Origin of the sequence: Bacillus cereus group sp. MYBK108-1, from assembly GCF_051917185.1 — a bacterium.
Lineage (GTDB): Bacteria > Bacillota > Bacilli > Bacillales > Bacillaceae_G > Bacillus_A > Bacillus_A cereus.
The window spans coordinates 144495-167091 of record NZ_JBQAHZ010000010.1; the positions used below are offsets into that span (position 1 = coordinate 144495).

A 22597-nucleotide genomic window follows, 5' to 3' on the forward strand; every position below is an offset into this window, starting at 1 on the left:
TTTATTCACTCTCCTTTTTCACTTGTAATATAGTACTATGCCTCTTTATAACAACGACTTTTTCTCCAGCATCAATTGAAGAATCTGCAATAGCTGTCCAAGTATCTCCATCCACCTTCACAATACCATTCGCTTCATTTGTAATCGCTTGCATAACAATCCCTCTTTTACCAACAAGCATATCTACTGTATCAGTAAAACCTTTTGCTTCTCGAAAGTTTTTTGAAATTCTTTTCGTAAAGAATGTCAAAGTTAAACTTACAATTGCACCAACAGTAACTTGTAACAGTAGTGCATCAGGAGCAAACAAAGCAATAAGACCTCCGACAACAGCTCCAATTCCAAGCCAAAGCATGTAAAATGTAATCGACAACATTTCCGCGATAAATAAAATACCAGCTATTATAAACCAAATTACCCAAGCAGCCATATGCAACCCTCACTTTCTTTCTCATTTTCTATATGTATATGAAGAAAAGAATGGTTTATCCGCCCTTTCTTACACTTGGACGTTTGCTACAAGCTATTGTACATATTCACTGTTACAATGATCATTAATATAATACTATATCAATATATTCTTCATTATACATGAAATTCCCTTTCAAAAAGTGACAAAAAATTAAATTCTTTAAAAATTTTAATTTTTAAATTACAATTATTACAATTACTAAATACTTTTTTTATAGAGGTGATATTCTTATTGAGAAACCTGTCACTAATCTACTATTTAGGTTCCAAAATATGCATTACTCTCGCTGACATCGTATATGTAACGATTATTACAACTCATATTTATATAGCAACTAAATCAGCTACTATTACTGCTCTTTTTCCATTATTACAAGTTATCACAAATCTAATTGCTAACATCTCTGCACCACTTATGATAAATCGTTTTCCATCTTATACGCTGTTATATACGCTCCAATGGTTGAAAACAGTCTTTTTACTATTATTAATGATTTTGTTCCCGGTCTTATCCACAAACATTATAGCTCTATTAACTTTTATTTTTGTCATTTCATTATGTAGCGGGTGGAGTGCTCCATTATTATACGGTATTCTTCCGCGCCTTACACCGAAAGAAAAATTAGTAAAAGTAAATAGTATCTTTTCCTTTTCAACACAAATTGTGCAAGCCGTTGCTTATTCATTTACGAGTATTGTCGTTCTTCTCATTGGCGCTACTTCTACACTCATGATTAATAACATTTTAATGATTTTCGGATGCATTGCATTACATTTTTCATTACGTTCCATACATACTGAAAGAATAGCAGATTCTCCCTCTTCCAAAAGTACTGTTTTATTGGAAGGTTGGAAACTCCTATTTCAAAATCCTTCTCTCCGTACCGTTACATATATGGACTTAATCGAAACTTTCGCAGGGACAATATGGATTGGTGCTATTACGATGGCATACGTTACGACTATCCTTCATAAGGGCGAAGAATGGTGGGGATATATTAATACAAGTTATTATGTTGGCACGTTAATCGGTGGTCTATTAGCATGGAAAATGAGTTCCTATATTCAAAACAATTTAATACGATCTATGTCGATTAGCTCTCTTATATTTAGCATTCTTACATTTTTATATGGTATGACGAGCAGTGGATTTATTGCGCTTTTTCTATGTGTTCTAATGGGACCATGTTATCAAATTAGAGATATTTCCCAAACGACTGTTTTACAATCAAGTGTTGCCCCTGCTTTATTATCCAAAATGTATACAGCACATGGCGCACTTCTTTCAACAGCCTCTGGACTATCTATGCTTAGCATTGGCATTATTACTGATATGTTCGGTGTTCGTACAATTTATATCATCGCTTCTATTCTTATTTTATGTTCCGCTTGTTTATCTTTTAGTTTATTAAAATATCATAAGACAGAGCAGAACGATATTTCACTTTAATCACTAAAACAAAGAGGACAGGGATCCCTGTCCTCTTTGTTTATTCTATTCATGATAAGTTGGGGATTTTTCTATGCTTTGTCGCTTGTTCAAAAGCATAAGCTAATTTAATTAATATCCCTTCACTAAATGCAGTGCTTGCAATGGTAATTCCAAAAGGCCTCCCGCTTTCCATATACCCTGCCGGTATTGCTATAGACGGATAACCCGCTTTCGCACATATAGTAGAACCTATATAGGAAGGAAACAGTATCGCATCAAGATTATATTTTTCCAATGCAAAATCAATGCCTTGTTCTTGAGAAAAAAATATATCTTCTAATCTCGCATTTAAATATTCTGGATTTCGTAACGTATTAGGAAAATCTTTTCTTCCCTCTAACTTAGTTTGTCCATATTTTAAAGCTCTTTCTGCTATGTTTTTATTAAACTCCATTAACTCCGAAATAGAATGTACCGGGATAGTAGAAGGTAATTTAGAAAGATAGTTATCTAAACTATGCTTCAGCTCATAAAGCGGAACTCCCCAGCTCCATTCTCTATGAAAAGAAGGAATATCAATATTTTCTACTACTGTCGCTCCTTCATTACGTAATACTTGGATCGTTTCCTTAAACAAGATTTCATCATACTCACCATTTTCGTAATAATCTTTTGGTGCATCGTTAAACACACCAATCTTCGCTCCATTTAAACCATTTGCATCAAGGTAAGATGTATAATCCCGATATGCCCTACCGTCACTTTTGTGAGTAACTACATCTTTCTCATCCACTCCAGTTAAACTCCCTAGCAAAATAGTAGCATCGGTTACCGTTCTAGCAAATGGTCCAGCTGTATCTTGCGAATAAGTAAATGGAATAATTCCTCTACGACTAATTAAACCGACAGTCGGTTTAATACCTACTACAGAATTTTGAACAGCGGGGCTCAAAATAGAAGCATCGGTTTCTGTCCCAACAGATACTACTGTAAAGTTAGCAGCAACTGCTATTGCAGATCCTGTACTAGATCCGCCAACAAACATATGATCCTTGCCCGTTCCATATGGATTGATTGTTTGACCACCTCTTGCACTATATCCAGCCCACATTTCAAAAGACATTGCATTTGCTAATTCTGTCATATTCGTTTTTCCTATTATCACTGCCCCTGCTTCTCGCAGTTTAGTAACGAGAAATGCATCTTCACTGCTTATATTTTGTTCTAGAGCTATTGTACCTGCACTTGTATGCATGAAGTCATTCGTTTCAATATTATCCTTAAGCAAAACAGGTATTCCATGCAATGGTCCCCTTACGCCGTTTGTCTTTCTTTCATAATCTAACGCTTCTGCAATAAAAATAGCATCTGGATTAATTTCTAAAATTGAATTGATTTTCGGCCCGTCTTGATCATACTTTGCGATTCTATAGAGATAATACATCACTAGCTCTTTTGAAGTTAGCTTTCCAGATTCCATTTCATTTTGAATATCTTGAATTGTTAATTCCTTTTTTAAGATTGGATTAAACTGAATTTCCATTTATATTCTCCCTTATATGAACTTTTTTAGCATATACCCCTTACTTTTTCAATTTTTCATCTCAACACATCCTAAATTAATATCCCTTTAAAGAAATTCAATATCCTTATTTAAACACCTTTAATTTCCCGAAAAATAAAAAAAGTCTGAAACGGATTAATCTTCGCTTCAGACTCTTACATTACTGTGCGTATACTTTATCTAATAAATGTAAAAACTCACCTTGTTTTCCAGCTAATTCAGGGCATTTTACAATATCAACCCATTCGTAGCAAAATACCAATCCTTTATCTTCCTCACCAGCACTTACAATATGTTCCCAAGTATCCTTTACATCTGTTAGTAAAGTTACATGGAAAAAGTGGCGTTTTTCATACTCCTGTTTTTCTTTCATATGTATAATGTAATCTGCTAAAAAACGCTCTATGCATAAATGACGCAATCCGGATTCTTCCTGTACTTCACGCAATATAGCAGCTTCTAACGTTTCACCTTCATCAACCGTTCCCCCTGGCACTTGAATACCAGCTTCATGTATATCACGATGTTTAAAAACAAGTAATTGCATAACCCCCTCTTGTTCTCTTGTAATATATGCATGTACTTTTTTCTTATATAACATCGTCATTGTACGTCTCTCCCCTCAATTGTTCACTCTGTTACTTCTTCAAGTGTCAGTTGATTATCATACAAATATGTAGCTTGTGGATTTCCCACATACCTTACGTGCCATGGTTCATACCGATAGCCCGTAATCGTTTCTTTCGCTTTTGTGTATCGAACCACAAAACCAAATTTATGGGCATTTTCAGAAAGCCACTGACCTTCTTTCGTTTCCCCAAAAACTGTCTCTAACTGAAATTTAGCAGATTGAGACGTAATATCCATAGCTAGTCCAGTTTGATGCTCACTTGTGCCAGGAACCGCGCTAGACATTGCTGTTTTTGCTTCCCCGTCTTGTTTTTTATACATCGTATTTAATGCTTTTTGTCGATCAAAAGATCTAAATCCAGAAACTGCAAAAAGAAAAATACGCTCGTTGTCAGCCTGCTGAAACATATCCTCAAGCGCCCTCGCTGCCTCTTTTCTCATCTTTTTCTTTTCTTGATCACCTTCACTAGAGTAGCGCACTTTCGGAATAACTAAATCTGGCGGTCTATACCCATCTGGTAAACGCCTACTTTTATTTACAAGTACAAGCATTGAATTCGGATTATTAATTACCGCAATATCCCCATCCATATTAGCAATCGTTTCTTTCGCTTTCGGAAATATGCTATTTACACTTACTTCCCGCGCCTGCTTATCCTTATACATTTTATAATTGATTCCTGCTACTCCAATAATAATTATTGCAGCTACAATACCAAGTAGTGCCCATCTTTTTTTCATATAACGACCTCTTATTTTAATAATTTGGCCATTTCATACTCATCGATGCCCTTTCCATCGATAATAAGAGCAGCTTTTTTGACACCTTCTTTCTCAAATCCAGCTTTTTTATATAGTGCCTGAGCTCTTGTATTGTGGGCCATTACTGTTAATTCTAAACGCCATACATCATGTAATTTTGCCCACTTCTCAACCTCTTTAAACAATCTCGTCCCAATACCTCGCCCGTTATACTCTTGCAAAATACCAATTACAATGGTTGCCACATGCCTCTTTCTTTGAATGTTATTTCCATTCACTAATATAAAACCTACTATCCTCTCATCTTCAACTGCTACAAATATTGTTGTATATTCATTTTCTATAAAGCGATGGATCATTTTTTCTTGTTGCTCAGCTGTAGTTTTTCTTTCTCCTGGTTCATATAACATAAACTTCGTTTCTTCATCTAATTGCTTACTTAATTGCAAAAATGATGATGCATCTTCTATTTCGATCTCCCTAATCACTTCAATCACCCTACCAGTTTCATAATAAAAAGTTTTCCTTATAAAAAGATTTTCTCTACTTTCCTGAAAATCCCTTTGTAAATCTCCTGCTATAAATTGACAAATTTCGATATTACTATAACAACGACAAATTATGTCTATTCTGTGACGTCTCATCATTACAAAGAAAAAACGCAAGCATTACACTTACGTTTTTTCAAAAATACTGTGAATTCCTCCTCATCAGGTGAGGTCTCTCACCAATTTAAATTTCACTTTATCCATTCACTTTTTCTGCCTGCCAAAAATATTCACCAAATGCTTTAGCAAGTGCATCAATTGATCGATTCAATTCTTCCTCTGTATTATCTACACCGCCAACTTCTATTAATATCGCTTGTCCTGATAGGTCTTGATTATAGATTCCATTTCCTGTCTGAAACCCTTTTTGAATGACCCCACGGCTCACTCCTGGATATTTCTTATTAATCGCCTCATGTAAAGCTGTCGCTAATTGTAAGTTTTTTTCATAGTTTTTATTTCCTTTCCCTACTACAAATGCAAGCTTTGCATATGATTTATCTCCAATTGTTTTTGTCGTTACATTCTTTCGGGCACTATCACGATGCAAATCAAAAAAGTATTGAAGATCTTTATTTCCAGCCATAGCTTGCTGCACAATTTCTCGTGACATTTTATACGAACTATTACTGTTTAAACCTTTACTTATTAACTTTTGACCAACATCACTCTTATCGTTAGTAGCCCCAATCCCTTCACCTTCTAGTTGTTCACGGAAACGATCTCCTAATATAGAAATATTCGACACAGAACTCGTTGCTTTATTCGGATTCGGGTCATTCGTTAAGTTAAGTAAAGGTAAATAAGATTCCCAGCTATGTGTATGATAAATAAACGCAACTTGTCTCTTCCCAGTCGTTTGGGACGGCTGTTTTTTCTCTTTATTCGTATCTTGTTTAGGTGCTTGTCCAGTTCCACTAGTCCGTTCCTTCACTACTTCTTCAAGAGGAACACTCGACTCTATCGGTAAGTTAGAATAATTTGTACCCTCACCCGCAATAACAATTTCTGTATCGTACTTACCAAATCCCGGGAGCTCTTTCCCGACAAAACTGCGTACATCATTAAAGCGAATATTTGTAGCCATAGAAAAGAGAAAAGAAGAAATTGAAAAATCTTGATTCAAATTTCGATACTCCTGTGTAAAATAATGATTCTCTTTTCCAAGTACATACATGTAACCATTCATCGATAACTCATTTAACCAATTATATAAATACGTTGACTTTGTCTCTTTCATAGAGGTTACCATCAGACTAATAAGAAAAAAAGTCGCTAGCACTGTAGTAATAACAAATAAAACTAACTTACGCATATTTGTAAACTTCATAAAAAAAAAGCCCCGATTCATACTATCACCTCTCTATTTCAAGTTATGTACAAGCCCTAGAGAATAGACCGTTAAAATTTCGGCTATATTGTTAATGAGGTGAAATGAATTGAAGCTATTAATAGGAATATTACCAATCGCTCTATCATTCATTTTTTATTTGTCCGCTAAGCAACCAAAAATCTCTATTGTGCTACATATTTCTGCGTACTTGGCACTATATGTACTTGGTACAATTATTTCCATTAATATATACGATGTTTTAATACAAGATTTAGTTTTCATGACGAGCATTCATGGAATTTTACTGAATCCATTTTTCCTTATTGCAGGAGCGTATATAGGAACATACACTTTGTACCTACTTTTGTCTCACATTATTATGAAAATAAAAAATGGAGCGTAATGAAATGCAACCACCACTTATCTGTCATACATGCAAAAAAAGAATTGTGAGAAAGAAAGACCTTATTACAGCCACATGGTACTTCCGCTTTTATTTATTTCACAGTGATTGTTTTAAACGACAGCAAGTGTTTATCTCACGATTTCTCCCTGTGAATACACTTTTCAATTTCTTTCTTATTATATATGGACTTATTTTTGGCAGTATTCTTATGATTACAGAACCATCTATTATTTGGCTGACTTTCTTTTTTCCTATTTTTTATCGGTTTCTTTCTTATTATTATGTTGAACGTTTTTTCTCTACATAACGCGCAGACTGACCTCTCGGAATACTTAAACATTCCCACTCATTTTCTTTTAACATCTTCCCAATGTAAATAATCTGACCAATATGCAATGCATAATGAGAAATTTGCCTTTCAATTGCTTGCATGACAGTATGTGCTTCACCGCGAATGTATACCGTCTTCAATAAGTGTTCCGGCGTTAAAGTATTCATCGTATTAAAAACATATTTCCATCCTTCTTGCCAAGCTATAAGGGTTTCTTCTTTTGAATGATAGCATCCTTCAAATTCACCATCTCGATTACGATCTGTTTTTTCACCATCAGACGTTAAAAAATCCGTCCATCTAGAACGCATATTACCGTGCAGATGCTTAATAATAATCGCTATACTATTTGTTTCTTCATGAGAAGACCATTGTATTTGTTCATATGATAATTGAGAAAGTGCCCGTTCCCCTTGTTTCTTTGTTGCTTTAAAGTTCGAAATCGCACATTGCAAATATTCTCGTCCGATATCCATATTAGCCCCTACCTTCACCCTAGCTAATTTTTGTTCCATTTGGCAATTCCATATTAGGCTGAAGTAACACAACATCATCAGCTTCAGGAACACCACCAAGCACAAGCACTTCTGATTTGAATCCAGCTACACGCTTTGGTGGAAAGTTTACAACAGCAACGATTTGTTGACCGATTAAATCTTCTGGAATATACCTTTTCGTAATTTGAGCACTTGACTGCTTTATCCCGATTTCTCCAAAATCTATTGCTAGTTTAATCGCTGGTACTCTCGCTTCTTTAAATTCCTCTGCATGTATTACAGTTCCAATTCTCAAATCCAAATTTAAAAAATCTTCAAAATTAGCCATTTATCATTCCTCCCAATTATTACTTAGACAAAATACAAAAATCCCCTTCAAAAAAAGAAAGGTGCCTAAGCACCTTTCTTTTGTAATTCACTTGATTCATTTGATTTATAGAAGAAGAAACCGAGAATCCCGCCAATACATGATGGAATTAACCATCCGATTCCTTCGTTATATAACGGTAACATTTGTAGTACATTAGAAATCGCGTCAATTTTAATTTTCGCACTTTCTAAACCGTTAAAGAAACTAATTAACAATGCACCTAAAATAGCTCCAATATAAATTGTATTACGCTTCCCAATCCACTTATGGAAATACGAAAGTACGATTAATACAATTGCAACTGGATAAATGATCATTAACACAGGTAATGTTACTGCGATTAATTGTGTTAAACCTAGGTTAGATACAATTAAACTAAATACACATACCATTGTTACAATCGTTTTATGCGAAAGTTTTGGGAATAAGTTTGTAAAGAAACCTGCACACGCAGATGTTAACCCAACAGAAGTTGTTAAACAAGCGAGTATAATAACAAGCCCTAATAAAATTTTACCACTCGTCCCATATAGCTCATTTACAACATTCGTTAAAATAAGGCCACCGTTTTCTGAGATACCAAGTGATGTACTTGTTGAACCAAGATAAGCAAGTGATAAATAAATTAACGTTAAACCAAGTACAGCAATAATACCTGATACTACTGTTATTTTTGCAATTTGACTACTCTCTTTTATCCCTTTAGAGCGGATAACTTGTACAACGACAATTCCGAATACAAGCGCGCTAATTGCATCCATCGTTAAATATCCTTGAATAAATCCACCAAAGAAAGCATTTTCTTTGTAAGCAGCTAACGGCGCAGCTGGCTCTCCAATTGGATCAATAATTGCCTTTCCGACAATAACAGCGACAATTAATACTAATAATGGTGTAAGAAACTTTCCGAACCAATCCACTAATTTAGATGGATTTAATGATAAATACCACGTTATTCCGAAGAAAACTATCGTGAAAAGAAATAGCATGTACCACTCTGAAACCATTGCCTCTGATAAAAACGGCTTCATACCCATTTCAAACGAAACAGCTCCAGTACGAGGAATCGCGAAAAATGGTCCAATTGCTAAATAACTAATCAATGGGAAAATAAACGCAAATATAGGGTGGACTCTAGAAGATAGCGCTTTCAAGTCCCCCTCTACAAACGCGACAGCTGTTACAGCTAGTAGGGGTAATCCGACTCCCGTTACAAGGAATCCTATTGTAGCAATCCAAACATTCTCTCCTGCTTGTTGACCTAAAACTGGCGGAAAAATTAAATTTCCTGCTCCTAAAAATAATGCAAATAGCATTAAACCAATTGCTACCGTATCACCTGGCCTTAAACGTCCCTTCATGCTCTTCATTTGCATAGCACTTTTTCATTGTTTATCTCTATATTTTACAATATGCTATGCATCCTCCTCTCTGCTCAAGATGATAAAATATGCCCCTTACAAAGCAGTGTCTTTCTCCATAATTTCTCCATTCCCCTTATTTTTACTCTAATCATTAATACAATTATTATTTTGAATTTTGATTTTTTTGAATTTTTAAATCATTAGAGTGTTATTACGTGGAGTGTAGATGTCAGACCTCTTTGTTTTTATCACACATATAGTAACATATTTAGTTGCAAAATAAAAACATATTTTCAAATTGATTTTTTTGAAAATCGAAATTATCTACATTTTTTATTCTCTTACACAAATATTGTTACAATCTCACCTATTATTCAATTGTTATTTTCAAATAACTTTATACACGTAACATACAAAAGCCATCTAATATATAATTAGATGGCTTTTGTTATGTTACTCTATCGTTTCAACTTCACGTGGATTTTTCATCTCTTCCACATACACAACTCTAAATCCGTGATCTTCTAAATCTTTCAATAATGTCTCTAATTCACCGTCGTTAAACTCTTCTCCTAATGTAAACATAATTCTACGAACTAATAAGGCATCATTATCAAAAGTCATCAAACTTTGAATACCAGTGTATTTCTTTAAAACTGTCGATAATTTTTGGATTGCTCCATTATAGTCTTGCGTTCCAATCATGACAGAGTATTTACTAGAGTGAACGCCCCATGCATCCTCTAATAACTCAAAAACTTTTTTATGCGTTAAAATTCCAAGGAAAACCCCTTTTTCATCAACTACTGATAAATAAGGCAATTTTTTTATTGTAAAAAATACTTTAAAGAAAGATGAATCTTCTCTCACAAATCCTTCTTTATCGTTTAATAATTGTATTACACTCTCATCAAGTGATCCTTTATATTCTAAAATATCTACTTTATATATATTCCCTAAAAATTTCTCTTTTTTTTCATCTAAAACTGGTACACAACGATACCCCGTTTTATTTAAATGCTCTAACGCTTCCCCAATCGTAATCGAACTTGAGCACAGTAAAACTTCCCTTTTCGGCACGTAATTCCCTTTAATCCTCATAAAAAGCCTCCTTATGTTAAAATACTTTCTGTGCCATAACTATATTATATTTTCAGAAAAAAATAAATGATTTATTTTATTTTTCTGAAAATTATTCATTTTCTTGTCATAATTTATTCATGAATCCTTCACTTGTATATTTTTGCTATCAAATCTTCTCTCTGAATTACTAAATGAAAAATATATTGTAACTTCTTTCAAAAAAAGCTAAAATAAGAATAAGAATTTTCTGAATATTCTAAGAGTAGGTGGTTATATGTCCTTATTACGCTCACATATATGTAAATTTATAATTGGTGTTATTGTTATTTTTGCCATAAGTCCTATTCCAGCTCTTTTTATTACACACAATTACTCTTATCAAAATGGATTTATTAGCATTTTTCAAAACTTCGCACAGCTTTCTTCTATATCAATTCCAAAGGTTGATTGGATGCATGAATCTATCTTTTTCTCAGCAAACCAAATGATACATACTTCTAATCATTCAACACCATTATTCCCTTACATATGGGAAATATATTTTATATCGATTGTTCGTTTTACTTTTACCCTTGCGATCGGATTTTTCATAAGTTTGGGTATCGGCCATTTATTTTTCAAAGTACCTAACTCGTTTAAAAAGTTTACTACTGTATTGAAATGGATACCTTACTCTTTTTGCACTGTAGTATTACAATGTTCAGTCTTATTACTACTTCTATACATCGCACAATTTATAAACCTTCCTTACTACTCATCATTTATCATCGTATGTAGTACTTCCATGATTATCGTTATGCAAGCAGTAAAAAAATGGATTCCTTTCTTAAAAAACACAAATGAATATGAAATAAAACATGATTCTTTTCTTGTAGACACATTGTTTTTAGCGCTTACTTCAAATCATAAATCAATTTTAGGTTCCATTATTCTTTCATTCGTTTTTATGGAATGCGTTTTTCATGCAAATGGACTGTTACAATTTATCGTTCAATTTGGCGGAAATTCACCTATAATTGTTACAATCGGCTTATTACTACTCTATATCCCATATAGCATACTTTCTTTCCTTCAAACACTATGGACCACAAACTACTCCAAGCAACAGTCATACACTTTAACGAGAAGTGTTCCAAAACCTTAATTTAAAATAACCCTCTATAATCTAAAAGTAGGGGGTTATTCCTTTTGTATAGCGGACAAAATAACAGCAAATTCAAAAACTATTACAGAAACATACCAATATTTACCCTTTTCCTTTGACTATTCTTTTCATTTGGATTTATTATAAAAGTATAACATAATTGCAGGAGGTGACATCTTTATTCCAGACCTTGGAATGGAGAACACGCTTGGACATATTAAATATTTTTCTCATCTTTGTACTTATTCTTATTTCTGGCTTTTTCGTTGCATCAGAATTCGCTGTTGTAAAAGTACGAAAAAGTCGAATTGACCAACTTGCAAATGAAGGTAATAAACAAGCTTTAGCTGCAAGAAGCGTCCTATCTAATTTAGATGTTTATTTATCAGCTTGTCAGCTCGGAATTACAATCACTTCTTTAGGGCTTGGTTGGCTTGGTGAACCGACTGTGGAACATATACTACGGCCGCTCTTTGAAAAAATTAATATTACTGGAACAATGGCTAACACTTTATCTTTTGTTATTGCTTTTAGTGTTATTACATTTTTCCACGTTGTATTAGGTGAATTAGTTCCAAAGTCTTTCGCAATTCAAAAAGCAGAAGCAATCACACTCAAATTTGCAAGACCGCTTATTTTATTTGATAAAATTATGTATCCATTCATTTGGCTACTCAATAGTACAGCTATATTTTTCACAAAACTACTCGGATTAGAACCTGCGAAGGAAAGTGAACTTGCTCATTCTGAAGAGGAATTGCGACTCATTTTAGGTGAAAGTTTTAAAAGCGGTGAAATAAACCAAACCGAATATAAATATGTAAATAACATTTTTGAATTTGATGATCGAGTTGCGAAAGAAATTATGGTTCCTCGTACCGAAATGATTTGCTTGTCTACTGAAAATACGTTAGAAGAAAATATGGATATCGTCGCTACTGAAAAATATACACGCTATCCAATCATTGAAAAAGATAAAGATGATATCATCGGGATGATCAATACGAAAGAAGTATTCCATGATCAAACGAAAGGTATTTATAAACCACTTGAATCTTATATACATCCTGTTCTAACTGTATTTGAAACAGTTCCAATTCGTAAAACGTTAGTCCACCTTCAAAAAAATCGCGTTCAGATGGCAATCGTTATGGATGAATATGGTGGTACTGCCGGACTTTTAACGATGGAAGATATTCTTGAAGAAATCATTGGAGAAATTCAAGATGAATTCGATGCTGATGAATCACCTATGATTGAAAAGCGTACACCTAAGCTTACTGTTTTAGATGGAAAAGTGCTTATTTCTGAAGTAAATGATATGTTTGGCCTACATATTGATGATAGTGATTTAGATACAATCGGAGGATGGCTTCTCTCTCAAGCAGTTGACTTAAATATTGAAGCTGGCTATTCCATTGAATATGCTGGTTTTCAATTTAAAGTATTAGAACTTGATGGACATCAAGTCAAAAAAGTTGCTGTACATAAACTAGATATTAAAAAGGAGCTATAAAGTGACTGTTTTATTAACAATTTGTATCATTGCCTGTTTCGTTGTTTCATTTCTCGCCTTTATTTATCCAATTATCCCTGGCATACTAGCTGTCTGGGCTGGATATTTGATTTACCATTTCGGTATAAATGGAGGCGAATTAACAACTTCTTTTTGGATTATTCAAGTCATTTTCACTCTTTTCATTTTCGTTGCTGATTTTATTGCAAATGGATATTTCTTAAAAAAATACGGTAGTTCTAAATGGGGCGAACGTGTCGGAATGATTTCTATCATTGTCGGCTCGTTCTTCTTCCCACCATTCGGACTTATTATCATACCGTTCTTATCAGTATTTATAACAGAACTAGTACATAAAAAATCGCCAAAAGATGCTTTTCTAGTTGGAGTCGCTACTGTAGTTGGTTTTTTAAGCAGTACAGTAGCGAAAGCAATTCTCCAAATCATTATGATTATCATCTTCTTGTGTTATATCATCTTTTAACCATCCCGACTTCGGGATGGTTTTTTAATATGCAATACCTACTCGACTATTTTCATATATATTTTTCTTACATAGATCCCATGCAAAGTGTGCTGTATCACCCACTGTAATTTTTGATCCACCCTCTGGCAATATATCTTTTTCAGTTCGATATACCTCTGTCGCCTCACCATCTATTAAATGTGTCGGACAAACAACTGTCCAACATAAATTATTACTATTACTTAGTACCTTATATGCAGCCAAATGATCTTCCGCTGCCGTTGTCGTTTTCCTTTTTGATTCCGTTGATTGAAAACGATATAAATTTAGATCTGTTCTTGCTTGTAAAATACCAGCTGTTCCTATTGTTATGATCCTACGAACCCCATATTCTTCCATTTTCTTTATAATTTGTGGCATACTCTTCGCTAATGTTCCATTTTGATCCGTTCCAAGTGCACTAATTACTATATCACTTCCTTCTATCGCTTTCTTTATATCATTTTCGTTCAATACATTCCCTTCTATCACTCTTAACCTTTCATGTTGTATTTCTATTCTATTTAAATCACGCGCTAATGCAGTCACTTCAGCTGAATCCTTTAATGCTAAATTAATTATGTTTGAACCTACTCGTCCTGTTGCTCCCAATATACATACTTTCATTTGTTTTCCCCCTCTTTCATTCTCTTTCTATTTTTCAATAATCTCAGTCAATTTACAACAAAAAAACTTCCTCATATATAAGAGGAAGCTTTATTATTACTTTATTTCTTTTCTTTAGAATCAGTAGACTTCTCGGTTCCGCTTGTTTCTTTATCCTTTTTGTCCTCTTGTTGTGTTGTTGTGTCGTCTTCTTTCTTCTTGTCCTCACCTTTACTACAACCTACCATTAATAAAGAACTTGCAAGTGCCATAGCAGTTAATGATTTAACCCATTTGTTCATTTGCGTTTCCTCCTTGTGATAGAATATGTACAACCTCATATTACTCTCTATTTTTAAAGGAGAGATTGAAAAACAGTAAATATACGGTAAATTTTTGTAAATTTTCCGATAACAAAACCTAATTTTAATTTATATATTTCATTTCCAATCGATACACAATAAAACTAGTTTTTTCTCTCAATGGACGTAAAAAAACTAAGGCGCATACCATTTCGCCTTAGTTTCTCATGCAAATTTTTCATTTTCATATAGATGTGTAATCTTATATTCCTTCTTCATAACATATTGCCACACACTATAAGCGTAACGGTTCATTTTCAGGAAACAATTTTCCAAAAATGAGCGAAACTCTGGGTTAGCAACTTCCACTGCAACTTGAGCAAACTTTAAAGCTAATCGTTTCAAATGCGCAATATAACTGGTTGCAATATGAATATCCCCTGTATATTTACTAACTGTTTCCTTTCCCATTTCATGCAAATCAAACTCCATTGTTTCACAGGTTATATGCTGCACATTCTCTCCTTCTTGAAAATTTACTTGTTCATTATATGCTTGTAACATATATGGTAAATGGTGCTGTAATAGATTTTTTAATTCTTCGTCTCTGACCTTTCCAGCATACTCTCCAACCTTACATATTAGCATATAACTATATTTCATTAATTCTTTCATACAGTCCATTAAAGCGCCTCCCTTCTCTTTTGTCCATATACTATAAATATGATGCTATAACATTTGCTATTCTTGCTAAAAACCAATCCCATTTACTTATTTTCTCAAAATCTTCTTCCGAAAATCTTTTTGATTTATGAAAGTCTTCTTTTAATCGGTTCCATACGTCCGCTGTTACTCCCTTATCATAGATAATACAATTAGACTCCGTATTTAAATAAAAACTTCTATTATCAAAGTTTGCGGTACCAATATCAACAATTTCCCCATCAATGATTGTTACTTTCCCATGAAAAAAACCATTCTGATATTGATAAATCTCCGCTCCAGCATGTAACATATCTTTCAAATATGGATAGGCAGCTTGTTTTAACAATACGGCATCACTTTTAAATGGCACGAGAATTTTTACATTAACACCACGATTTAATGCAGCTTTTAACTCTTTCACCATTTCTTTACTTGGTACAAAATATGGTGTAGCGATAATTAAAGACTTTTTAGACTTTTTTAAAAGTGCCCCATACTTTTCCCATAAGCCTTTTCCATTTGAAAATAAATATTGATATTTCACATTCCCTAATGTAGGTATACTTTCATGTATAGGCATTTTTTCTCCTGTATCTTCTTTCCAATCTTCGGCGAATTTTCTTTCCATATCCGCTGCACCCTCACCATGGATGCGCACGTGATAATCACGCCATGGCCCAAACTTTGGATTTTGTCCAAGGTACTCCTTTCCGATATTAAAGCCACCGACGTATGATACCTTTCCATCTATCGTAACAATACGTCTATGATTCCGTTGATGCAAAGAATAGAACAAATTTTTCAGCTTCGGTTTTTTACTAAATGTAAACTTCACATCGTTTTCCTTTAATCGGCTAATTACCTTTTTCTTCAGCTTATATCCACCTATCCGATCGACTGACAATTTCACTTCTACTCCGCTAGATGCTTTTTTCTCTAATAACTGTAAAAACTCTTGGCTTATTTCATCTTTTCCTACAATATAAAAATGGATATATATATACTTTTCTGCATCGTTTATATCCTCAAATAATTTTCTATATAACTCTTCACCGTTCGTATATAATTGAAATTCACCTAATCGAACTTGTCCTAATTCATATTCACTAGCCATTTCCTTCCCCATTTCCACATCGATGTTCATCCAAATGAATACACCTATTAAACAAAGGATTATAGCGAAAAAGTGCTTCATGGATAAATTCCTTTCTCCACTTACTGTTATTTCTATATCTTCCCTTTTTTATTACATTATCATTCAAGAAAATATGTCATTGCATGATATATGTCCATATCAAACAATAGCTCATTTGCATATTGTATGTTGTATCTTAAAATAAAAGGAGGAAATAACAATGGGCTTCGCACATGGTAATGGATTTGCGCTATTAGTCGTATTATTTATCCTCTTAATCATCGTCGGTGCTGCTTGCTTCTGCTAAGTAGCTACTGTCATATGATATGTGGATGAAAAAACTATAAAAGCGGACACCTATTTTTAGGTGTCCGCTTTTCATTTTAAAACCATTTCCGACTGCTATAGTAACTTAAATGGCTAAATATTCATCTCAAAAGGTTAACAATGTGGCTACTTTCTTACTCTCTGCCTTACGTATATGACGCTGTTCTGCACGTAACACAGCAATACGATGTAATTCTTTCTCTTCTTCTGTTTCAGGGATAACACGCGGTACTGGAACTGGATTATTTTCCTTACTAAGTGCCACAAAAGTAACGAATGACGTTGCCGCTATACGCTTCTCACCTGAAATTAAATCTTCAGCTACTACCTTCACAAACACTTCCATCGAAGTTCTTCCCGTCCAAATTACGAAAGATTCATAACTAACACAATCTGAAGAACGAACAGGATGTAAGAAATCGACCCAGTCCATAGATGCTGTGACACATTCCTTTCTCGAATGTCTGGATGCTGAAATAGAAGCAACCATATCCATCTCCGCTAATATCTTCCCACCAAATAGCGTGTTATGATCATTTAAATCTGTTGGGAATACTCGGCTCGTTTTGAACACCCTTGACTCATTGGCTGTTTTCCCCTTTACTTCTGTCATTGTTATCACCCCTTTAATGATTTATCCCTAATATTTCAATAATCACTATACTAAATGAACTACACGTTTAATATTAACAACATTCAGAACTTTTAGTCCACAAAAAAGAACCGATTTTATCAATCGGCTCCTCTAAATACATATTGTTCTTTCGGCTGTTCAACTTTATTCCATTTTGTTACTTCTAATACAGGAATATTCGCATGAAACGGCTGATAAAACTCAGTAGTTATCTCTCCTTCTACTTGAATCCAGTCATCATTATTCCACTCTACGCCTTCTGGCTTTTTCACTAACATACCATACACACCAGAATCTGCTACGCAATGTATAATACCGAAACGGAATAAGAAGTATTGTTCTTTTTTAGAAGAATCATCCCTAAAAACAAACCCTTTAAAAGATAATTTTTTCCCAGTAAACTCGCCAGGATAATTATAAATTGTTTCCATGCCCTTTAGGAAGTCTTCATCTTTCAAATTAATATTGTCTTTCGTAACAAACTCTTTCTTCCCTTTTTCCATTACACCACGGTATCCTTCTTTCCCGTAATAAATGCTCGTATCAGGTCTTAGAAATTGTCTTGTCATAAATGGATCCTTACTTTCTGCTTGTGCAACAGGAAAGTGAAATCCTTTCGCTTTAACAATATCCGAATCTAACGTCGCAATTGGGAAAAATAACCCTGAGATAATTGGAAAACAAAATAATGAGTATGAAAATGCTTTTTTCCACCATGTATTCTCATCTTTTGAATGATCATGCCCGCAATGGCTATGGTCACAACTACAATCATTTTTCTCTTTTTCCTTTTGGTGCTCTTTTTGGAAAACGACGATAATTTGTACAATCGTTAAGAAACCTAAAATAATTGCTGCTGTTGTTGATAAATAGGCATACTTCATATTGATATACTTCGTAATGTTACCGGAAATATGAAGCTGCGCAATTAATATTGTAAAACCTAATAATATATATGCTCGAAACATAACCTACCACCCCATCGCATAAATGAGTAGTGAGCTTGCATAAACAACAAGAGTAACTGTAACTGTAACAACAATTACAAATTTCGTTTTAAATGTCGCAAGCATCATAAACATATTTTTAATATCCACCATCGGTCCGTAAACGAGGAACGCGACAAGTGAAGCTGTTGAAAACGTACTTTGGAACGAAGAAGCGATAAATGCATCTGCCTCTGAACAAAGTGATAAAATGTAAGCAAGTCCCATCATAACAGCTGATGAAGAAAACGGACCTTGTCCAATAGCAAGAAGTGTGGAAGTTTGTACAAACGTTTGTACCGCTGCTGCAATTAACGCACCTAGTACTAAATATTTTCCCATCGAGAAGAATTCCTCAACAGCGTGTGTACATACATCCCACATTTTTTTACGCAGTGGACGCTTATTATTCACTTCTGGGAAGTGATCATCTCTTAATTGATGTTCTTTAAACATAAAGGATAATATAATTCCAACGATAATGGCTACGATAATCGCTACAATAGAACGATACCATACCATGTGCATACTACTCCCAAAGGCAACATAAGTAGCAAATAATACAACTGGATTAATAATAGGTCCAGTTAACATAAATGCAATCCCTGCGTATGGTGGAACGCCTTTTCCAATTAATCGTCTTACAATCGGAACAATTCCACATTCACAACCTGGAAACAACATACCTAAAAAAGTAGCTAATAAAACAGACAGAAATCGGTTCTTCGGCATCCATTTTGCCACCATATCTTCTGTCACGAACATTTGAATGAATCCTGAAATAAATACACCAATGAGCACGAAAGGAAGTGCTTCGATCAATATGGAGATAAAAATTGTATTCATTTGCAGGAATGCTTTCGGTAATTGAAACAATTCCATGATGTATTTCCTCCAACTTTTCATTAACAATATGTAATTTTAACCCCATTTCATTAATTGAACAAGGTTTATATGGCATACATATCCTTTATATACATTACATTGTACAAGTTATATTCTATTCAAAATTTGAGATTTCATAGCAAAAAAGCTGCTCTAGCGTAGTTATATAACTATGCTAGAGCAGCTTTCTTATCGTTAAAAGTAACGTTTCTTCCAAAAAACAAAAGCTAACGTGAAAGATAGTGTTACACATATGATGAGTACAATTACAAAACCGTGGGCTTCCCCTTCAAACGGAACCTTTACGTTCATTCCAAAGAAACTAGAAACCATCGTCGGTAAAGATAAAATGATGGTAATTGACGTTAACAGTTTCATAACACTATTTAAATTATTTGATATAACGGAGCTAAAAGTATTCATCATTCCACTTAAAATGTGACTATATATTTCCGCCATTTCAATAGCCTGTTTATTTTCAATTAATACATCTTCTAATAAATCTTGATCGTCTTCATACATTTTTAAAAATGTACTATTACGCATTAACTTTTGAATTACAATTTTATTAGCCTTTAATGACGTTGTAAAGTATACTAAACTTTTCTCAAGGCCTAATAATGTGAAAATCTCTTTATTTTTCATTGACTGATTTAATTGATGCTCTAAATCAATTGTTTTTCGATTTATTTGCTTTAAGTATCTTAAATAATAAGTAGAAATCGTATATAAGAGCTGAAGTGCAAAGCGCGTCTTCTTAAACGTATAAAATTCTTTAATACGTTGATTAATAAAACGTTCAAAAATTGGATTCTCTTCTAAGCAGATTGTAACAAAACAATCCGGCATCACAATCATACCTATTGGAATCGTGTCATAAATCGAATTTCCTTCTTCGTCATGTCTAACTGTCGGAATATCGACGATAATTAAAGTATTATTGTCTTCCTTTTCAATACGAGAGCGTTCTTCATCATCCAAAGGGTCTTTAATGAAATCTAAGTCTACATTTAAAGTTTGTACTAGATATTGAATTTCTTCTTCTGTTGGATGAAGTACATTAATCCAGCACCCCTTTTGCATTTCCTCAATCTCTTGTAGTTTTCCGTTTCGGTCTGTTAAATATATATTTAACATACTATCACCCCGATTCTTTTTACATGTAGGAATCTACCTCTCTTAAATCACAGTTTTTAAACCGCCATTCTCAGCATATGAAACATACGTTTAAATTTCAATAGAAAAATTATTTTGAAAACGTTTTTATAAGAAAAATATTATAAAGTGAAACTTTAATCAGTGGGGGCTTCATCCCTCCACTGATTTTCAGCCCTCACCAATCGGGCTTTTACGGGCTGCCCGCCCCCAACCAAACTTCTTTTCTTTCGCTGAATTTTGAGATGAGGATCTTACTGCCCGTTAGAGCGGGATAAACATAGAAAAAGACAGAGTGCTCTCTGCCTTAAAAGCTTATGTTGCCTTTATAACATATTTAGAAAGCATCCACAAGTTAAACCCGACTGAAATCGTATAGCCCGCGTATGTTGAAATGATAAAACTTACATAATCGAAATACGGAAGCAATACAATATTTAAAACTATCTTCACAATAATTCCAATCACTAGTCCTAGCACCGTCTTCTGCTGTTGATTGATTCCTTGTAGCATAGCAGCCGTTACTGTAAAAAGAGAAAATAGTATGCAAGCAGGAGCATAATACTGTAAAATGATTCTCCCCATCTCTGGATCATTTCCAGCACCAAATAAAAGGGTATATACAGGCTTGGCTAACACCATCATTCCAATTGCCGCCGGTACCGTAATCGCTACTACTAATACATTTGTTCTCGTAAAATGTTTGTACAATAGCTTCGTATTTCCTGCTGTGTAAGCTTTCGTCATCTCTGGTACGAGAGACATACTAAAAGCTGTCGCAACAGATACCGGGATAAGCACAACCATTTGAACAAGACCAATTATCGCATTAATTTTTTCCGCTTCGCCTTGCATATACCCTATCTGTATAAGTAGTTTATTAATTGTAAATGTATCAATCGTCTGATACAACGGAATTGCTAAGCCTACTACAACAAAAGGAATAGAATATGTAAAGAGCTCCTTATAAAGCGAGAAAGAAGATTTCGTTGTTTGTGGTATACTTGCCATTTCTTTTTTCTTTAAGTGCCTTCTCCTTCTCATATAATACGCACTTAAAACAGTTAATCCACCTACAGCTCCCATAAAGGCACCGAACGTTGAAATACCAACTGCTAGCGAAACAGAAGCTTTTAAAACATATAAAACGACAAAGCTTCCTATTAAAATGGTTAAAACCCGAAAAAATTGCTCTACAACTACACTTAATGCAGAAGGCCCCATCGATTGAAATCCTTGAAAGAAGCCCCTTAATAAACTCATTACTGGCACAAGTATTAACGCAAAACTTACAATTCGAATATTAGTAGTAACCGCTCCTACACTATTCCCCGTTTGATCATTCCCATCGATGACAAGTTTAGCTAAATGCGGAGCTAGCATATATAACGTAAAACACGAAATGACTCCCATTATAAACATAAACACGATTCCACTTTTCAACACTCTCTTAACCGTATGATAATCATTCAGTTGATCATATTTTGATACCATCTTTGAAACAGCTAGCGGTAATCCCATTGTTGCTATGCTGAGCATGATGGTATAAGGACGATATGCGTATGTGTATAGAACGTAACCACTCGTACCGACCATCGCTGTAAATGGTATAACATATATAAACCCTAACATTTTTGATATCATCGTTGCCATCGTTAAAAATATCGTTCCACGTATAAACGGTGACCCTTTCATCACATTCCTCCGCTACGCTTTATTATTACACATTATGGACAACTCCTTTTCTTTAGAACCGAAACAAACAAAAAAAGCCAATGAAAAATCATTGACTTTATGAACTGCACCCCAATTGTTAGACACAGTCTAACAATTGGAGGTGCAGTTTTTTGTATGACAAAATTTACGAAGGATTTAAAGTTAACGCTCGTTCAAGGATTTAATCCGA

General features: G+C 34.1%; 26 protein-coding genes. 7 read left to right on the plus strand and 19 right to left on the minus strand.

The features are described from left to right. Nucleotide 1 precedes the first annotated feature (1 nt). Nucleotides 2-430: an NfeD family protein gene (locus ACTFSL_RS16220; protein ID WP_000741976.1), complete on the minus strand. Its 429-nt coding sequence runs from the start codon at nucleotides 428-430 to the stop codon at nucleotides 2-4. Between the two features lie 273 nt (nucleotides 431-703). Between ACTFSL_RS16220 and ACTFSL_RS16225 the strand changes: the two genes are divergently transcribed. Further along, nucleotides 704-1921 carry an MFS transporter gene (locus tag ACTFSL_RS16225; protein WP_440042053.1) on the plus strand — a complete coding sequence of 406 codons (1218 nt, stop codon included), beginning with the start codon at nucleotides 704-706 and terminating at the stop codon, nucleotides 1919-1921. Nucleotides 1922-1970: 49 nt separating this feature from the next. Here ACTFSL_RS16225 and ACTFSL_RS16230 read toward each other — a convergent pair whose 3' ends face one another. From ACTFSL_RS16230 to spoIIP, 5 genes are all read right to left on the minus strand, one after another. Next, nucleotides 1971-3446 carry an amidase family protein gene (locus tag ACTFSL_RS16230; protein WP_440042055.1) on the minus strand — a complete coding sequence of 492 codons (1476 nt, stop codon included), beginning with the start codon at nucleotides 3444-3446 and terminating at the stop codon, nucleotides 1971-1973. A 181-nt stretch (nucleotides 3447-3627) separates the two neighbouring features. Beyond that, entirely contained in the window at nucleotides 3628-4074 is a 447-nt protein-coding gene (locus ACTFSL_RS16235; protein ID WP_119683217.1) for an NUDIX hydrolase, read from the minus strand. A 23-nt stretch (nucleotides 4075-4097) separates the two neighbouring features. Further along, entirely contained in the window at nucleotides 4098-4838 is a 741-nt protein-coding gene (locus tag ACTFSL_RS16240; protein ID WP_000747647.1) for a M15 family metallopeptidase, read from the minus strand. 11 nt (nucleotides 4839-4849) lie between these two features. Continuing rightward, on the minus strand, nucleotides 4850-5347 hold the full coding sequence (locus ACTFSL_RS16245; protein ID WP_440042056.1) for an N-acetyltransferase family protein: 498 nt from the start codon (nucleotides 5345-5347) through the stop codon (nucleotides 4850-4852). A gap of 256 nt (nucleotides 5348-5603) precedes the next feature. Beyond that, nucleotides 5604-6758, minus strand: a complete 1155-nt coding sequence (gene spoIIP, locus ACTFSL_RS16250; RefSeq protein ID WP_001079278.1) for a stage II sporulation protein P — start codon at nucleotides 6756-6758, stop codon at nucleotides 5604-5606. Nucleotides 6759-6846: 88 nt separating this feature from the next. On the opposite strand from spoIIP, the gene ACTFSL_RS16255 reads away from it, so the two are divergent. Next, the gene (locus tag ACTFSL_RS16255; RefSeq protein ID WP_000770738.1) at nucleotides 6847-7143 is read left to right on the plus strand and encodes a hypothetical protein; all 297 of its coding nucleotides are present in this window, start codon (nucleotides 6847-6849) and stop codon (nucleotides 7141-7143) included. A gap of 4 nt (nucleotides 7144-7147) precedes the next feature. Then, on the plus strand, nucleotides 7148-7453 hold the full coding sequence (locus ACTFSL_RS16260) for a permease (RefSeq protein ID WP_119683215.1): 306 nt from the start codon (nucleotides 7148-7150) through the stop codon (nucleotides 7451-7453). Here ACTFSL_RS16260 and ACTFSL_RS16265 read toward each other — a convergent pair. The 4 genes from ACTFSL_RS16265 to cbpA form a co-directional block, all read right to left on the minus strand. Further along, entirely contained in the window at nucleotides 7426-7992 is a 567-nt protein-coding gene (locus tag ACTFSL_RS16265) for a DUF1572 domain-containing protein (RefSeq protein ID WP_000435830.1), read from the minus strand. The two genes, ACTFSL_RS16260 and ACTFSL_RS16265, sit on opposite strands and share 28 nt — an antisense overlap. Then, nucleotides 7973-8302, minus strand: a complete 330-nt coding sequence (gene csaA, locus ACTFSL_RS16270) for a chaperone CsaA (RefSeq protein WP_001263013.1) — start codon at nucleotides 8300-8302, stop codon at nucleotides 7973-7975. Before csaA ends, ACTFSL_RS16265 begins: the two co-directional genes overlap by 20 nt. 65 nt (nucleotides 8303-8367) lie before the next feature. Then, a complete protein-coding gene (gene brnQ4, locus ACTFSL_RS16275) occupies nucleotides 8368-9705 on the minus strand; it encodes a branched-chain amino acid transport system II carrier protein BrnQ4 (RefSeq protein ID WP_011110049.1) in 1338 nt (445 codons plus the stop codon). 456 nt (nucleotides 9706-10161) lie between these two features. Next, nucleotides 10162-10809 (minus strand): cyclic di-AMP binding protein CbpA, encoded by a 648-nt coding sequence (cbpA, locus tag ACTFSL_RS16280; protein WP_001220526.1) that lies wholly within the window; start codon nucleotides 10807-10809, stop codon nucleotides 10162-10164. Nucleotides 10810-11065: 256 nt separating this feature from the next. Here cbpA and ACTFSL_RS16285 point away from each other — a divergent pair, with 256 nt between their 5' ends. The 3 genes from ACTFSL_RS16285 to ACTFSL_RS16295 all read left to right on the plus strand — a co-directional run bounded on the left by ACTFSL_RS16285 (nucleotide 11066) and on the right by ACTFSL_RS16295 (nucleotide 13935). Then, the gene (locus tag ACTFSL_RS16285; protein WP_000055268.1) at nucleotides 11066-11935 is read left to right on the plus strand and encodes a hypothetical protein; all 870 of its coding nucleotides are present in this window, start codon (nucleotides 11066-11068) and stop codon (nucleotides 11933-11935) included. A gap of 208 nt (nucleotides 11936-12143) precedes the next feature. Beyond that, nucleotides 12144-13451, plus strand: coding sequence for a hemolysin family protein (locus tag ACTFSL_RS16290; RefSeq protein ID WP_000353738.1), 1308 nt, complete (start codon nucleotides 12144-12146; stop codon nucleotides 13449-13451). A gap of 1 nt (nucleotide 13452) precedes the next feature. After that, nucleotides 13453-13935 (plus strand): DUF456 domain-containing protein, encoded by a 483-nt coding sequence (locus tag ACTFSL_RS16295; protein ID WP_000217339.1) that lies wholly within the window; start codon nucleotides 13453-13455, stop codon nucleotides 13933-13935. Between the two features lie 24 nt (nucleotides 13936-13959). Here the strand turns inward: ACTFSL_RS16295 and ACTFSL_RS16300 are convergent, their stop codons facing one another. The 4 genes from ACTFSL_RS16300 to cls form a co-directional block, all read right to left on the minus strand. Continuing rightward, a complete protein-coding gene (locus ACTFSL_RS16300) occupies nucleotides 13960-14583 on the minus strand; it encodes an NAD(P)-dependent oxidoreductase (RefSeq protein ID WP_439962293.1) in 624 nt (207 codons plus the stop codon). Between the two features lie 101 nt (nucleotides 14584-14684). Further along, entirely contained in the window at nucleotides 14685-14864 is a 180-nt protein-coding gene (locus tag ACTFSL_RS16305) for a hypothetical protein (RefSeq protein WP_001045960.1), read from the minus strand. 225 nt (nucleotides 14865-15089) lie between these two features. After that, entirely contained in the window at nucleotides 15090-15548 is a 459-nt protein-coding gene (locus ACTFSL_RS16310; RefSeq protein WP_098770570.1) for a spore coat protein, read from the minus strand. Nucleotides 15549-15579: 31 nt separating this feature from the next. After that, entirely contained in the window at nucleotides 15580-16764 is a 1185-nt protein-coding gene (gene cls, locus ACTFSL_RS16315; RefSeq protein ID WP_119683213.1) for a cardiolipin synthase, read from the minus strand. 160 nt (nucleotides 16765-16924) lie between these two features. Here cls and ACTFSL_RS16320 point away from each other — a divergent pair, with 160 nt between their 5' ends. Beyond that, complete coding sequence (locus tag ACTFSL_RS16320) at nucleotides 16925-17011, plus strand: YjcZ family sporulation protein (protein ID WP_000505094.1); 87 nt, start codon at nucleotides 16925-16927, stop codon at nucleotides 17009-17011. Between the two features lie 126 nt (nucleotides 17012-17137). Here the strand turns inward: ACTFSL_RS16320 and ACTFSL_RS16325 are convergent, their stop codons facing one another. The 5 genes from ACTFSL_RS16325 to ACTFSL_RS16345 form a co-directional block, all read right to left on the minus strand. Further along, entirely contained in the window at nucleotides 17138-17644 is a 507-nt protein-coding gene (locus ACTFSL_RS16325) for an acyl-CoA thioesterase (RefSeq protein ID WP_000141164.1), read from the minus strand. Between the two features lie 119 nt (nucleotides 17645-17763). Next, nucleotides 17764-18633, minus strand: a complete 870-nt coding sequence (locus ACTFSL_RS16330; protein ID WP_000488059.1) for a TIGR03943 family putative permease subunit — start codon at nucleotides 18631-18633, stop codon at nucleotides 17764-17766. A gap of 3 nt (nucleotides 18634-18636) precedes the next feature. Then, nucleotides 18637-19533 carry a permease gene (locus ACTFSL_RS16335; protein WP_098611991.1) on the minus strand — a complete coding sequence of 299 codons (897 nt, stop codon included), beginning with the start codon at nucleotides 19531-19533 and terminating at the stop codon, nucleotides 18637-18639. Between the two features lie 198 nt (nucleotides 19534-19731). After that, nucleotides 19732-20673, minus strand: a complete 942-nt coding sequence (locus ACTFSL_RS16340; RefSeq protein ID WP_000932389.1) for a magnesium transporter CorA family protein — start codon at nucleotides 20671-20673, stop codon at nucleotides 19732-19734. Between the two features lie 333 nt (nucleotides 20674-21006). After that, nucleotides 21007-22386, minus strand: a complete 1380-nt coding sequence (locus ACTFSL_RS16345) for a putative polysaccharide biosynthesis protein (protein ID WP_086409186.1) — start codon at nucleotides 22384-22386, stop codon at nucleotides 21007-21009. Nucleotides 22387-22597 lie beyond the last annotated feature (211 nt).